The sequence below is a fragment of the Tatumella sp. JGM118 genome (assembly GCF_018257515.1).
Lineage (GTDB): Bacteria > Pseudomonadota > Gammaproteobacteria > Enterobacterales > Enterobacteriaceae > Tatumella > Tatumella terrea.
On sequence record NZ_JAERJR010000002.1, the window covers coordinates 40754 to 55192 of the forward strand.

General features: G+C 50.6%; 9 protein-coding genes, 1 tRNA gene and 1 pseudogene. 5 read left to right on the forward strand and 6 right to left on the reverse strand.

What is annotated here, in order from left to right:
- Positions 1–454: 454 nt before the first annotated feature.
- A pseudogene (locus JK223_RS16850) lies at positions 455–618 on the forward strand (type II toxin-antitoxin system PemK/MazF family toxin); the annotation flags it as partial.
- Positions 619–1321: 703 nt separating this feature from the next.
- Here the strand turns inward: JK223_RS16850 and JK223_RS02675 are convergent.
- From JK223_RS02675 to JK223_RS02695, 5 genes are all read right to left on the reverse strand, one after another.
- Positions 1322–2692: an FRG domain-containing protein gene (locus tag JK223_RS02675; protein ID WP_212712680.1), complete on the reverse strand. Its 1371-nt coding sequence runs from the start codon at positions 2690–2692 to the stop codon at positions 1322–1324.
- A 419-nt stretch (positions 2693–3111) separates the two neighbouring features.
- Positions 3112–3187, reverse strand: a tRNA-Asn gene (locus JK223_RS02680).
- Positions 3188–3350: 163 nt separating this feature from the next.
- On the reverse strand, positions 3351–3683 hold the full coding sequence (locus tag JK223_RS02685) for a gamma-glutamylcyclotransferase (protein ID WP_212712681.1): 333 nt from the start codon (positions 3681–3683) through the stop codon (positions 3351–3353).
- A 739-nt stretch (positions 3684–4422) separates the two neighbouring features.
- Positions 4423–5814: an NAD-dependent succinate-semialdehyde dehydrogenase gene (locus JK223_RS02690; protein WP_212712682.1), complete on the reverse strand. Its 1392-nt coding sequence runs from the start codon at positions 5812–5814 to the stop codon at positions 4423–4425.
- Between the two features lie 315 nt (positions 5815–6129).
- Positions 6130–7224 carry a YncE family protein gene (locus tag JK223_RS02695; RefSeq protein ID WP_212712683.1) on the reverse strand — a complete coding sequence of 365 codons (1095 nt, stop codon included), beginning with the start codon at positions 7222–7224 and terminating at the stop codon, positions 6130–6132.
- 401 nt (positions 7225–7625) lie between these two features.
- On the opposite strand from JK223_RS02695, the gene fhuE reads away from it, so the two are divergent.
- The 3 genes from fhuE (at position 7626) to JK223_RS02710 (ending at position 11411) form a co-directional block, all read left to right on the forward strand.
- A complete protein-coding gene (fhuE, locus tag JK223_RS02700) occupies positions 7626–9842 on the forward strand; it encodes a ferric-rhodotorulic acid/ferric-coprogen receptor FhuE (RefSeq protein ID WP_212712684.1) in 2217 nt (738 codons plus the stop codon).
- A 908-nt stretch (positions 9843–10750) separates the two neighbouring features.
- Positions 10751–11104, forward strand: coding sequence for a type II toxin-antitoxin system RelE/ParE family toxin (locus JK223_RS02705; RefSeq protein WP_212712685.1), 354 nt, complete (start codon positions 10751–10753; stop codon positions 11102–11104).
- 4 nt (positions 11105–11108) lie between these two features.
- Positions 11109–11411: a helix-turn-helix domain-containing protein gene (locus JK223_RS02710; protein ID WP_212712686.1), complete on the forward strand. Its 303-nt coding sequence runs from the start codon at positions 11109–11111 to the stop codon at positions 11409–11411.
- A 548-nt stretch (positions 11412–11959) separates the two neighbouring features.
- Here JK223_RS02710 and JK223_RS02715 read toward each other — a convergent pair.
- Positions 11960–13384 (reverse strand): gamma-aminobutyraldehyde dehydrogenase, encoded by a 1425-nt coding sequence (locus JK223_RS02715; protein WP_212712687.1) that lies wholly within the window; start codon positions 13382–13384, stop codon positions 11960–11962.
- A 312-nt stretch (positions 13385–13696) separates the two neighbouring features.
- On the opposite strand from JK223_RS02715, the gene JK223_RS02720 reads away from it, so the two are divergent.
- Positions 13697–14422, forward strand: a complete 726-nt coding sequence (locus JK223_RS02720) for a FadR/GntR family transcriptional regulator (RefSeq protein ID WP_212712688.1) — start codon at positions 13697–13699, stop codon at positions 14420–14422.
- The last annotated feature ends 17 nt before the right edge of the window (positions 14423–14439 follow it).

Here is a 14439-nt window from a genome sequence, read left to right on the forward strand (position 1 = left end):
GGAAAACGTCTTAACGTGCTTCTGCTTTCGGCGCATAACCTCTGGCATGATCCTGAATCAGCTATTCAGAAACTTATGCAGTCAGTATTCCGGTGCATTCACTATAATGAAATTTATATTATAAATGTCAATCGACCCCTTAAGTGATTTCACCTCGCTTTGCTGCAGCCCTGATATGCTGCGGCATCCGGGGGAATACGTATTTCATATAGATATCAGTTGGGTGAAGAGATTGTGTCCGGAGAGGGAAGCATGAGCCTCTGATGAAAGGGACTCAGGCTGATGGCGGGCAAGTCTGAAAAATTTCATTAAACTGAAAAAAAGCAGTGGGGCAGTGATCGGTAAGACAGCTTTAAAGCTGGATCGCCAAAATAGTTGTAATGAGTGAAGAGGATCGTGGAAGGGCTGATATCCCGGAGGTAGGTAAGCAGAATCTGTAAATGGACCGGGGGAGCTGTGGCTTATTTCACTGGATCTGATTGCCGGTCACCAGCAAAGCGGAAAAGCCCTGAGCTGTTCGTATCGAAGGTATTGTTCAATCAGTTGGCCCGACAACCCAATGTTGTACCGGTCACCAGCGGTGGAAACTTTGCCCGTGTCGCCGGTTTTACCGTCTCACCGGATGCTTTGTATCTGTCCTTAAAAACGCGCCTTTTATCAGGGCCGTTGATTTTACCTTTGCGCCGTTGCCGCGCGGCAGACAGAGATATCCGGAATAAGCGCCTGAGCCAGGCCGTGATTGTTTACCGATGATTGCCGGAAGATAACAAGCAAAAAACCCGCCTAAGTTTCCTTAAGCGGGTTTCTTAAATATGGCTCCTCTGACTGGAATACGGGAAAGACATCTGGATGAAGTTCACACTGTCAACTCAGTATGTTCTTCATTTCGGCATTCAGGCAAAAAATGCAAGATTGATGCGTCCGGCGTAAGCAAAGCTACGAATTCAAACGTGGCAGAAATCCATAACCAGGTACTGACGATGCTTGGTCATGAAATATTTGACTCGGAAACAAACAGAAAGGTGCTGGTAGATCATGCCTTTATTGTTGGCGGCTGAGAAATTACTAAAGAGGCGAGGAACTGGCTGGGCGGGAAACTTGATGTCAGCAAAAGCAGCCAGATATTGTTTATGGACTCGGAAGACATTCTTAATTTATATACTGTAAGTAATATACCTCTGCCCGGAGGTGCACTCATCTATGATGATGCCGTGAAGAACGATTATATTCCGTTCTAATCAGGAGTACGTCTTTTTCCGAAAGAAATACGCGATAGGTAGAACTGGGAAGGCATACAGTGGCACCGTATGCCTATTTGTTATCAGCATCGACCATCGTAGAGTTTGGCGATTTCCGTTGCAGCTTTCTCTATACCCGGATAAATCGTACTTTCGTTGATACCGAAGCGGCTGAGCTGCTGCATCAGGCGTTCCTTGTTTCTAATCACCAGTTTTCTGACGTTCAGTGTACTTAACCCCGTTTCTGGTAGGTCCACGTTTTCGCCAAATAACAGGAACGCTCCAGACTGAGACGAAATGCGGGCATTGCTGAGCCGCCCTTTAACTAGAACGATTTTACTCAGATGTGCCGGATCGATAATGTTTTTGAAATAGGACTTCTCATCACGGATCAGATGAAGCAAATGCCCGCACTCTTCGGTGGAATTAAATACCTGAGTTGCCAAGCTAGTATTCAGGTTGCTTTTGATACGTGATGGAAGCCGGGAAAGATTGGCTATACAACTTACTGTATCGGAGTCGAAAAACTTAATTTCACTTTTGGGGGCCGTTAGTATAATGACGTTGCCATCAATTTCATTTCCATCTTCATCTCGTTTGATTTTGGAACACGCGAAATAGAGTGCGACGAGCGGGTTAGTTGAGACGTCCAGCAGGCGCGTGGGCAAGCCATAATGTTGCATGCGTACAAGCTTATCCAGCATATAGCGGTCATCTCTAAACTCGGCGGGTTGAACTGTCAGCAGCTCGGTAATCATATCCGATTCGTGATGTCGGTAGCGATAGTTACCCTGCGTATTTTTGCGGAACAGAGATGGTTCTAACTGATAGCTGATGTCGGAGTGACCCCGGTAAAATACCTCTTCATTATTATCCTGAGGATGATCCAGTATGATTTCCAGATATTGATTGATATCCGAAATTACCTCAAGATCTTCATTATTGTCAGGTGCTTCGGTTTCAACCGCAGCGGAGGCTACGGGGGTTAATACACTAAGCCCCAATATATTGAAAAACTCTTTAACGTCAATATCCTTTACTGCCCAGAAATTTCTGTTCAACCCGAAGCTGCCCAGCTCAAGCTTCCTGACATATTCTTTTTCACTGGTTAAGAACTCTTTGCCGATGATATCGGTTAACTCATAGTTAAAAGCCAGAACTTTTTCCCGGTTTATAGTTGTTGCTCTGATGTTACTTATTCTTCCAATGCGGATAAGGCTGTAATAACCGCCTGTATTGTCTTCCTCATCAATTTCAAACTCCGGCTCTGTCATAAAGATGACCGGGAGTTTCTGAAGAAATTGATAGGTTTTACTGGTCAGGGGAAGTAGTTTATTTCTGAGTGAGTCAGGGGTGGATTCAAAAAGCCGAGAAACTGGAAAAGACGCTTCACCGTTATAGTCAGAGAAAAAACTGTGATAATCGGGATTACCAACCACGATAAGATTCAACATGTATGTCATCTTTGCATGAATTTCATTGTATTTTCATTATGCCAGAGTTGGTGAATTTTTAAACCTTCTGTTACCTGTGCCCCGCTGGTTCACATAGAACACTGTTAGCAATGTCCGTTTCTCGCTCAGAGCGGAACTTCAGCTCAGTTAGCTCGTCCGCTCAGTGCGAGAAGCGGAAGTTGGAGTGCCAGAGACTCCCTAAAAGTTGATGGTTCGTTTTGCAGGGATACTTACAGCTCCATAATCGAACTAACCTGCCCCGGAGTTAACCACTAATTTTTCCCGATGCAGAGGATTAAATCAAAATGCAGTGGGAAGGATTTTCACGCTAACCATGTGAATCAGTACCAGATAGGATTCTCAGAGAGGCAGAAAAGCAAAAAACCCGCCTAAGTTTCCTTAAGCGGGTTTCTTAAATATGGCTCCTCTGACTGGACTCGAACCAGTGACATACGGATTAACAGTCCGCCGTTCTACCGACTGAACTACAGAGGAATTGTCGTGAAGACGGGGCGCATAGTAACGGGGCCGGGCCGGGTTGTCAAAGCTGTTTTAGCCGCGAATGAACTGTTTGCTGATAAAAGATACAATCAGCGGCGGGGTGCTGACTGCCTGCTTTGCCGGGGACAAATAAAGACGGATTCGCCAGACCCGGCAGTTATACGCAACCAGGCTGCAACTGATAGACCCAGGCGCTGATCTGGCGGTCATCCGGGGTGGTGACTTCTGTCAGTACCCGGTCATACCCGTCTTCAAACTCATCCAGCCGTTGCCAGTGATGGTGCAGATGCTCTGAGAAAAACAGAAATCCTTCGATAGCTGCGCCCTGAGGGTCAAGGACAACGCCCGGGAAACCGGCTGCGGCTCCCCGGCCACTTGCAAAGTATCTCCCGTGGATGGTTCCGGCTTGCCACTCACCGCCGATATTTTCCAGCAGGCAGGCATTGGACTGGCCGGGGCGTAATGTTCCGTAGACGAAAAGGGGAGTCATAAGTACCTCATCAGTAGCAGGGGGCTGTATTCTGCCAACATACCCGGCGACAGCCGTTAACTCAAGGCAGAAGAACATTGTGAATGCCGGCCTCTGTGACGGATGCCGGAGTAACTGACCTCAGTATCCCAGCAAAGCCAGCTGTTTCGCCGGTCCGGCCGCCCTGAGGGGATACCCGGTACGAAAAGTGTTATGAATGTCGTCAGCCTGTGAGTCTGTCGTCTGTGGTACAGAATGCGGCGATCAGATAAAAATAAAGATGATACCTGGCCTGCGGATGAAGGATATCTATGACTTTTTAATCAGCTCAGTTAAAGCGGATATTGACCGGGGCGATGGCTATATCCTTACGTTAAGCGTTTGAATGACTATAAAGTCCTGATTATGCTTTGAAGAAGAGCGAAGCAAGCCGGGTGGCAACCTTTTTCCGCTTCACCCCGGGCCCGAATTTTCGGGCCCTACTTGCTTAAGTGTCCGACATCACGGCTATGGGTCATTCGACAGCATTTTTGCCAGCGTGATTCTGGGGATAGATGACGGGAATACCGGGGTGACTGGCAGAGACGCAGGGACCATGCCCTCTGGCGATACCCTCCTGACCGGGGATTACTTCCCTGCAGCGCAGGTAATTCTTATCGGTGCTTCTGAGCATTTTCCCTGCCGGGAAAGGCGGATAAAAAAGCCCCGTGCAGAACGGGGCTATCAAACCGGGCCGGGTCAGCAAACCAGGCGCGGCGGGTCAGAACGGTGCATCAATATCCACAACATCGATCAGTTTGTGGTTAACAAACTCTTTCAGACCCAGGCCGAGCAATTCACGGCCATACCCTGAGCGTTTTACTCCGCCGAACGGCAGATCCGCTTTAACCATGGTCGGGTGGTTGATAAAGACCATCCCGGTGGTGATTTTTTTTGCCAGGGCATAACCGTAGCGGGTATCCGCTGTGAATATTGAGCCTCCCAGCCCGAAGTGCGAGTCATTAGCAATACGCACGGCATCTTCGTCATCCCGGGCCTTAATAATCATGGATACCGGGCCAAAGAACTCTTCATACCATGCCGGGTTATCCGGTGTGACATTGGTCAGTATGGTCGGCTGAACAAAGGCACCTTGCTGCGGAACCTTCTCACCGACTTCTGTGGCGATCGCACCATGTTTGACGGCATTTTCAATCTGTTTCCGCACGCTATCCGCCGCCCGCTGTGATGAAAGAGGGGCCAGTTGCGTGCTGCTGTCCATCGGGTCACCGGCTTTCAGTGCAGCGACACCGGCGGTGTATTTTTCCAGGAAAGTATCATAAATTTTTTCGTTGATGATCATCCGCTTGGATGACACGCACACCTGGCCGGCATTCCAGTGCCGCCCGAACACTGCCCATTTGACGGTCTTATCCAGTTCCGCATCGGCCAGTACTACAAAGGCATCCGTACCGCCCAGTTCCAGGGTGGATTTTTTCAGGTATTTTGCGGCAGTCTGCGCCACACTGGCCCCGGCCTTTTCTGACCCGGTCAGGGCTACGCCGTGCACACGCGGATCCTTCAGTACGTCCTCAATTTTATTGTGTGGCAGGAACAGATTGGTGAATCCGCCGGCAGGTAGCCCGGCATCCAGCATCAGTTGCTGGAAGGCTTCGGCACACTGAGGCACATTAGAGGCATGTTTCAGCAGCAAGGTATTACCCGCGGCCAGCTGCGGGGCCAGAATACGGGCAATCTGATAGAACGGAAAGTTCCAGGGCTCAATGGCCAGAATGACGCCGAGGGGCTGGTGGACCAGTACGGCTTTGCCTTCCGCCGGGTCGGCCACCGGTAGCGGCTCGTCTGCCAGCAGTTTGCCTGCGTTGTTCACGTAGTATTCGAATATTGCGGCAGATAATTCTACTTCGGCTTCTGCCTCGGCAAGGATCTTGCCCATCTCCAGGGTGATGATTTTGGCGAATGCTGTTTTCCTTTCCCGCAGGATATCTGCGGCTTTCTGTAACACAGGCACACGGTCAGTGATGGAAAGCACACGCCATTGTTTAAAGGTTTCATCGGCACGGGTGATCGCCGCGGCGATTTCGCTGTCGGTAGCATCCGCAAAAGTTTTTACCGTTACACCGGTGTAGGGATTAATGGTTGAAAATGGCATAAAGCGTACCTTCTGTTAACCGGCCGGGCGTATTGCCTCAGTCCGTAGGGGGGATTTTTCCCCGGGGTGTCATTACTCTTTCGTTAAGTGATTTATAAGTAAAGATGACCGGATATTCCAGATGGCACGCTCTATTGGTGTTATAGGTCACATTTTTTAGTATTTTCAGGTGATTACCCTTAATATCTGCAAGGGTATGACGGTCTCTGTCCTGGACAGCAAAGCCCTATAGCGTGGATGTCGCGGATAATTCCGGCAGACCCGGGCGGCCTGCCGGAAAGGCGGCTTACCTTACATGCCCGTAGACTGAAGGACTCAGTTCAGGGAGATGCGAACAATGCTGTCAGGGCCTTTGGTTGACATATCTTTATTAAAGTCCTGTTTCACGGTGACATACAGGGTATTACCGTCCGGAGAAACCAGCAGACTGTTCGGGTGACTGCTGAACGACCAGTGATGTTTTACGGCATAGGTGGTGCCGTCCAGTACCAGCACTTTCTTCGATTGACGCTGGCTGATATACAGTTCATTGCGTTTTGCATTGAATTTAATGCCCAGCGCATCTCCCGGCAGACGTTTAATCACCTTACCGGTATGTTCATCAAAGACCAGGGTGGTTTTTTGTTTTGAATCATCGGTGACAAACAGGCGTCCTGTGGCAGGATCTTCAGCCATATTCAGGAACAGATACGCTTTGCCATCTTCCGCCGTCAGGCGTTTTTCGATTTTATGGCTGTGCGGATTAATGACCAGGATTTCCCCGCCGCCATTGGCGGCGTAGATTTTGTCCGTCAGCGGAGAGTAAATGATCCCGGTGACCCATTTACCGGCATTTTTGATCCGTGTTTTCAGGCGGAAAATACGGGTATCCACGACGGAGATAAAGCCCGGGTCGGCCACAGCCCCAACGTATAATTCATTGCCATGCCATAAGATTTCACGTGCGCCTATCGCATCACCCTCTTTATCTTTACCTCCGAACATCAGACGCTGCAGCACCTTACCGGTCTGTGCATCGACTTTCGAGACCCCGCCATCCAGCGTATTTGTGGTGTAAAACACCTTGCCTTGCGCATCGGTCGCCATCCCAAAGTTTTTCAGGTCGGTGTGCGTTTCCCCGACCACTTTGAGTGTGCGCGGATCCAGACGGTACAGCACACCGCCGTTCACATTTTTAAAGCTTTGCGCACTGGCGACATACAGAACACCTGCCTCCTGTGAGTAGGCCATTTCATACAACCCATCGCCTAATTCACGCTGAGTCAGAGACTGATCAGCCGGCGCAGTTTTCGTGGCGGTCACGGCCGGAGGCGGAGCTTTTCCGGCAGGGGCCTGGCAGGCAGTCAGGCCAAAGGTCGTGGCAATAGCAACAGCCAGTGCAGAGTTACGTGCGCTGAATAATGGTTTCATTCTTAGCTCCGGAAGGGTGAAAGGCGGCGTTCAGTGCTGACTTTCAGTAGTAATTAGTAAAAAGAATGAGAAGCATACGCATTAACTATTAAGAAGTAAATCTTGCGCTGCTGCGTGAGCAGACCGGGAAATGCAGAGGAAAGTATTTACCGGTTAATTTAGTCTTTAACCGGTATGATTTTTGATTAATGTTTATGTATCAGCATCTTAAATTAAAACATCCGTGACTTTTATTACTTTTATACAAATGGTTATATTTAGAAATGCAACTTTTTAGTATTTCCTGAAAAGAAATAATTATCATTATCCTTATCATTCTTTCTCCGGTGGTCGGCAATGGGCTGCGGCTTCCGGGTAAACATTATAACAACGTTTGTCATTCATCTTTGTCAGGGGATAACATGTCCGGCAACCATCATGCAGGGGCTGAAGACAGCATTCTGTCGTTTCGCCATCGTACGTTTCGTGTCTCGTTGCTGGTTCTCGCTGTTCAGTGGAGTATCGGCTCACTGGCCGCGCAGGCCGCAGACAGTTCTGCCACACCAGTCACCGACAGTAATGTGTCAGACTTAGTCGTTACCGGCAGTCCCGGGGCCGCGGATAGCGGGAAGAAAACCGGTTATACGGTACAGACTACCCGTGCCGGCACAAAAATGCTGATGACACCCCGGGATGTCCCTCAGTCACTGAGCGTAATCACTCAGGCCAGAATGAAGGATCAGGATCTGCAATCTATCGGGCAGGTTCTGGCCAATACTACCGGTGTTTCGGCGGATCTGGTGGACAGTGAACGTTCTGAATATTATTCGAGGGGTTTCAAAATCAGCAGTTTTACCTTCGACGACATCCCCACCTCGGTGAATGATGACTGGAACTTTGGTGATGCGGCTTCAGACACCGCAATCTACGACAGAATCGAGGTAGTGCGGGGGGCCACGGGCCTGATGACCGGAGCCGGAAATCCCGCCGCCTCGGTTAACATGGTCCGTAAACAAGCCGACAGCAAAACCTTCACCGGAAATCTGACCGCCAGTTATGGCACCCGGAATAACCAGCGTTATGTGGCGGATCTTTCGGGCCCTCTGAATGCGTCAGGCTCATTGCGTGGCAGGGTGGTGACGGGCTATCAGGATCAGGACAGCTGGCTGGACCGCTATCATAAAACCAGTAAGTTCTTTTATGGCGTGGCAGAGGCTGACCTCAGTGAACGGACAACGCTCTCGCTGGGCTATGATTATAATGATACCGAAACCGGTAACCCGACATGGGGGGGCTTACCGGATTTCTACAGCAACGGTGACTTAACGCATTATCGCCGCAGTCTCAACTCTGCCGCTGACTGGACGCGTTATAACACCAACTCGCACAAGCTGTTAGCCAATCTGGTGCATCATTTTGATAACGGCTGGATATACCGTATCAACGGCACACATGCGATCAGTACCTTTAATGACAAACTGCTGGATGTGATGACATACCCGGATGAGGATACAGGCGAAGGGGCGACCGGGTTTGGCAGTAAGGATCGCGGACACCGTTCCCTGGATTCGGTCGATACCTATGCCAGCGGACCGTTCAGTCTGCTGGGGCGTGAGCATCAATTAATGGCAGGGATCAGCTATAGCCGTCAGCATAATGCCACTTACAGTCAGGATGGCATTACGGATGCGGATAACTATGATATCTCAGCTGCCGATATGGGGGTGTTTGATAATCACTGGAGCGGGAATATTGCCGAACCTGAATGGCAAAGCTGGTATGTGAATGCTAATGATATTGTCCGGCAGAAATCGGCCTATACGGCGGCACGATTCTCACTGGCTGACCCGTTGACCCTGATTGCAGGTGCGCGTTATACCCAGTGGAGTACCGACGGCACCAGCGGGAATATGGCGAAAAATAACATTACCCCGTATGCGGGGCTGGTCTATGACATCAACGATGCGCTGTCGGCTTACGCCAGTTATACCTCCATCTTCCTGCCACAGACTTACCGGACGGGGTCCGGTCAGACACTGGCCCCGGTGACCGGAAAAAGTTATGAAACGGGTCTGAAATCTGACTGGCTGAATGGCCGGCTGACGGCGACCTTCGCGGTATTCCGCATCGAACAGGACAATGTCGGTCAGGAAGAGAACGGGGTCTACGTCAATAATAGCAGTGAACAGGCTTACACCGCAGTTAAAGGCGCCGTCAGCAAAGGGGTTGAGTTTGAGCTTAACGGTGCGGTCACGGATAATCTGGAAATGACGTTTGGCGCAACCCGTTATGTGGCCCGGGATGCTGAGGGGCGTTTCAATCCGGAACAACCACAGACATCTCTGAAGCTCTTTGCACGCTATCAGGTGCCGTCGATGCCTGATTTAACCGTCGGCGGGGGCGTCGACTGGCAAAACCGCATCTTTGACGATGTGACCGGTGCGGACGGTGAGACCGTACGGGTGTATCAGAGCAGTTATCCGCTGGCAGCTCTGTTTGCCCGTTATCAGGTCACACGTCAGCTCTCGGTACAGGCAAATATCAGCAACCTGTTTAACCGGACCTATTACAGTTACCTGAATAATTATGTGTATGGCGCCCCACGCAGCGCGTCGGTCAGCCTTTCTTATCAGTTCTGACCGGTGAAAAAAGATCCGGGCCATAGGGACAATGGCATGGGTTGACGTGTGTTCAATCTACCGGAAATAGCGGTGATTTAGCTGACGGCTACCCCGTTACCTTGCGGGATTCAGAGCCGTCAGCAGTGGTTAAAATCCACAGGTTTCTACCCACAGAACCTCTGGCCATTGATAAGCGGAAGATTCCGCACGAATGAGAGATAGCAGTAAATAACATAAATGATAAAGCATCAGGCGGTATGAATCAGGCAGATCTGCACAAGGTTGACTGACCTGTAACCCGCACGGGTATCGGATGTCTGAGAGCATAATTCAGGTCGCAGACAAACAGGCTGCGATCAAAAATGGAATAATAAAAATAAAGGGTTCTGATTCGGGGAAAACGCCCTGTTTCAGACCTCCGTGCCTGCGCAAATCAGAGATCAGAAGGTACAGCAACGCTGGCTGCTTTACCGCGGGACCAGGCGAAAGAGGGATATCAAATCCCGTTCTGACGTTCCGGGTCGTGACGAAACCAGTCAGCGGGTTTTCGTTAGGGTTATTGCTTAAACCAGTTTTCACCACCACTCACACTCGCATGATCTTGCCCGGGCACCAGATTCTCGTCAGGGGCACTCTTCACTTTACAGGCAGCCTGCAACCCGGCGGGTTTTGCCGTTACCGGGAATACCTTTGCCATTCGCAGATTACGTGGCAGTGAAGACTATTCACCAAATGACATCAATTCCTGAACTGATTTCGATACAGATCTCAAAACGGTGAATACCGTGCAGGATATTCACAGAGATATCTGAAGACCTCCCCGGGCTTGCCATAACGATACGTGAATCCCTCTTTCTATCACTTTATTATCGGCATTATAGCTTTGCGACTATATAGGTTTTAGGCTATATTGCTCGGGAGGGCTTGTGTGGACGATTAAAACAACGGATAGGTTTGATCACTGGTATTCCTCGCTCAATGATACCGACCGGGCTTGCGTACTTGCAGCCCTGTTGGTCCTGAGAGAGAAGGGGCCGGATTTGTCCCGGCCTTATGCCGATACGCTCAGAGGCTCTCGCTATAGCAATATGAAAGAGTTACGCATTCAGAGGCGGGGGAAACCCATACGGGCATTTTTCGCTTTTGATCCGGCCCGTGCAGGTATTGTGCTATGTGCCGGAAATAAAGTTGGCAATGAAAAACGTTTTTACGATGAGATGCTCCCGGTGGCAGATCGGGAATTCACCCTCTGGTTGAACATAATGAGAGAGAAGGAGTAACGCGATGGGCAGAACGCTGGAGCAGCTTATTGCGGATGAAAAACCTGAAGTCGTGGCCGAAGCTCAGGCGATGGCTACGGACATCCTGCTGAATATCCACCTTGCAGAACTGCGCGAGAAAGTACAAAAAACGCAGGTCGACATGGCGAAGGCGCTGGGTATCAAACAACCGACGGTTGCCGGTATGGAAAAACCGGGGCGCGACCTGAAACTGTCCACGCTTAAACGTTATATCGAGGCAACCGGAGGAAAACTGCGCCTGGATGTTGAATTACCGGATGGTTCTCACTACGGGTTTGTACTGTAAATCCCGCGCTCTCTTAATAAGAGAACGACGTTTCCGGAGACACTGTTACCGGCAAAGACTGACGCAGTGCTGCAGTAGTCTGCGATTTTTATTGATGACACCCATCCGGCGCGTCACTTTAACGGCACAGTGCGGGAAGTGAAGTATGCACTCTTTTCGACCGTAGGGGGCGGAGTTTAAATTTACCTTCATAACCCTGTGAATGGTGCCCCATGCAGTGCGTCTGTCAGTCTTTGTTATCCGTTCTGACTGTTATGCTGTGAGCGGCGCCGGAAGGCAGAAAAGACCTGTACCTGCCGTCTGTGCAACCGTCCGGTACAACCGTACCCGTGTGACCGGCGGGATAATGAGCCCCGTACGGGGAACATTATGAATGGTTAGTGCTTCTTCCGGTGGGAGTGTACCGGATGAAGGGGCCGAATTTGTGATGGCGGTGGAAACGATGATCCTTTGCCGGTCTGACCATCAGTAGTCTCTTGCTGTCTTCCGGCATCGCTGGCGGGGGGAGTGCTGAAACCGGCCCTCTCTATGCGGAGGACCGGCCAGGGTCACGATATATCGGTCATGATGTGTTTGATTCGGGTATATTCTTCCAGCGAGTAGGCGGATAAGTCCTTGCCGTAACCGGACTTTTTAAAGCCGCCATGAGGCATTTCGGCACATAGCGGAATATGGTTATTGATCCAGACGGTACCAAACTCGAGAACATGACTGATCCTGTGTGCCAGACGGAGATCCTGCGTCCATACGCTGGCCGCCAGCCCGAAGTCCACATCATTCGCCATTTCAGTGGCTTCTTCTACGGTAGTAAATGACTGAATGGTCATCACCGGACCGAAAATTTCCTGCTGAATGACTTCATCCTGCTGGCAGAGTCCGGAAATTAATGTCGGTTCAAAGTAGAAGCCCGGCCCCTCACCGGCTTTTCCGCCGGTTTCAATTCGGGCATGGGCGGGCAGGCGTTCGATAAAACCACGGACCTGATCACGTTGTCTGCAGCTGTTCAGTGCCCCATAAAACGCCGAGGTATCTTCCGGATGACCATAGCGTAATTTTCCTATCTCCGCTTTCATCGCCTCCAGGAAGCAGGGATAAATCGTCTGCTGAACAATCAGCCGTGTGGCCGCAGTACAATCCTGACCGGCATTGAAAAAGCCGGCAGCACAAATTTTTTCAACGGCCTGCGGAATATCCGTATCGTCAAAGACGATCACCGGGGCTTTTCCGCCCAACTCCAGGTGTGCCCGCGTCAGGTTCTCTGCGGCGGAGGCGGCGACCTGCTGGCCAGCCCGTACCGAGCCGGTGATAGAGACCAGCGCCGCCCGCGGAGATGAAATCACCCGCGAGCCGGTGGCCGCTTTGCCCAGTAACACATTAATGGCCCCGGCCGGGAAAAACGGTGCGGCGAGTTCAGCCAGCAGCAGGGTACTCTGCGGGGTGGTATCACTGGGTTTCAGTACTACCGTATTGCCGGCCGCCAGTGCCGGAGCAATTTTCCATACCGCCATCATAAACGGATAGTTCCAGGGGGTGACCTGACCAACTACCCCCAGTGGCTCGCGGCGGATCACCGAGTTCATATTCGCTAAGTATTCGCCGGAATTCTTACCCTCCATACAACGTGCTGTACCGGCGAAGAAGCGAAGTGTATCGCAGGAGGCCATAATCTCTTCCTGCCGGATAAAGTGCCGAAGTTGTCCGGTTTCCTGGCTCTGCACAGTGATAATCTTATCGGCATTCTTTTCTATCGCGTCTGCAAGCTGCAGCAATGCCCGCTGCCGTTGTGACGGGGTCGTCTTCTTCCAGATCCGGAAAGCCGCATGCGCAGCATCATACGCAGCCTCTACTTCGGCCTGACCTGCCTCGGGTGATAGTGCATAGACTTCGCCGCTAACCGGGCTGATTAACTCAAAATAGTCAGAGGACGTTCCCGCAGTAAAAGCATGATTGATAAAATGCGATAATTTGCGCACGGTGTTTTATCCTTAATCATAATATTTATTATGTTTTATCATCCGTGAATGGGAATTTATAGCGACAGCATCATACGATTTTTATATGAAAGCAGACCGGTGGAGGGGGGAAAGAAATGATAAAATCAGCGTGTAACTTCACCCGAACGGAACCTACGGTAAGGACGCAATGGTGAGATTAACAGGGAAAGGGGAACGTCAGCTGCGGGCAAGTTATCCGGAGGTGTTGTCTTATGACCGCCGGAGAACGAATATCCCGCTCCGTCTGTCTTCCCCCTTAATTGAGCTCTACCTCAAGAAATCACGAGGCCTATGATTACTCATGCTGTGATTTTTTCGCCTATCGGTCAGTCCAGTCGTTCAGACCAGATCATACAACGACTGGCTAATGCCATTATTTCCGGTTTATTGTCAGCCAATGAGCAATTACCGAATGAGGCTGATCTGGCCAGGATGATGGGTGTTTCACATATTACCATCCGGGAAGCACTGAACACCCTGCGGGCCCGGGGGCTGATTTATACCGCCCGCGGCCGGAACGGGGGCAGTTTTGTGGCCGACTCAGTTCAGAAAGAGGCGGCACCGGAAGATCCTTTTTACAATATCAGTACCGAATATCTGTCGGATCTCGGCGAATGGCACAGTGCTATTTTTTGTCATGCAACCCGGCTCGCAGCCACACGGATGACCGAAAAAGATCGGCAGGGATTAACAGAGTTTATCGACGTACTTGAACAGTCGGACAGCCCGGAACTTCGCTGTCAATCCGATATGCGATGTTTGCTGACCATTGCGGCTAACTCCCAGTCGGCACGGATAGCGCATCAGGAACTGATGATTCAGGCTGAATGGGCGGCACTGGTCACCATCCTCTATCAGTCAGAGACATTTCACCGGCAGATCGTGGATGACTATCGTCACCTTATCGCTGCCTTCCGGACGCAGGATGAACAGCTGGCAGCCAGAATGGCCGGGACACTGATTGACCATTTTACGTCCAGATTGATCGAGTTTAAGTTCAGCGTACAAACGCTCTAGCTCCGCGGCAGGAATAA

Excerpts from the sequence above, each read along its gene's own strand:
- JK223_RS02675 (WP_212712680.1), bottom strand. The coding sequence starts at position 2,692 with ATGTTGAATCTTATCGTGGTTGGTAATCCCGATTATCACAGTTTTTTC.
- JK223_RS02685 (WP_212712681.1), bottom strand. The coding sequence starts at position 3,683 with ATGACTCCCCTTTTCGTCTACGGAACATTACGCCCCGGCCAGTCCAAT.
- JK223_RS02690 (WP_212712682.1), bottom strand. The coding sequence starts at position 5,814 with ATGCCATTTTCAACCATTAATCCCTACACCGGTGTAACGGTAAAAACT.
- JK223_RS02695 (WP_212712683.1), bottom strand. The coding sequence starts at position 7,224 with ATGAAACCATTATTCAGCGCACGTAACTCTGCACTGGCTGTTGCTATT.
- fhuE (WP_212712684.1), top strand. The coding sequence starts at position 7,626 with ATGTCCGGCAACCATCATGCAGGGGCTGAAGACAGCATTCTGTCGTTT.
- JK223_RS02710 (WP_212712686.1), top strand. The coding sequence starts at position 11,109 with ATGGGCAGAACGCTGGAGCAGCTTATTGCGGATGAAAAACCTGAAGTC.
- JK223_RS02720 (WP_212712688.1), top strand. The coding sequence starts at position 13,697 with ATGATTACTCATGCTGTGATTTTTTCGCCTATCGGTCAGTCCAGTCGT.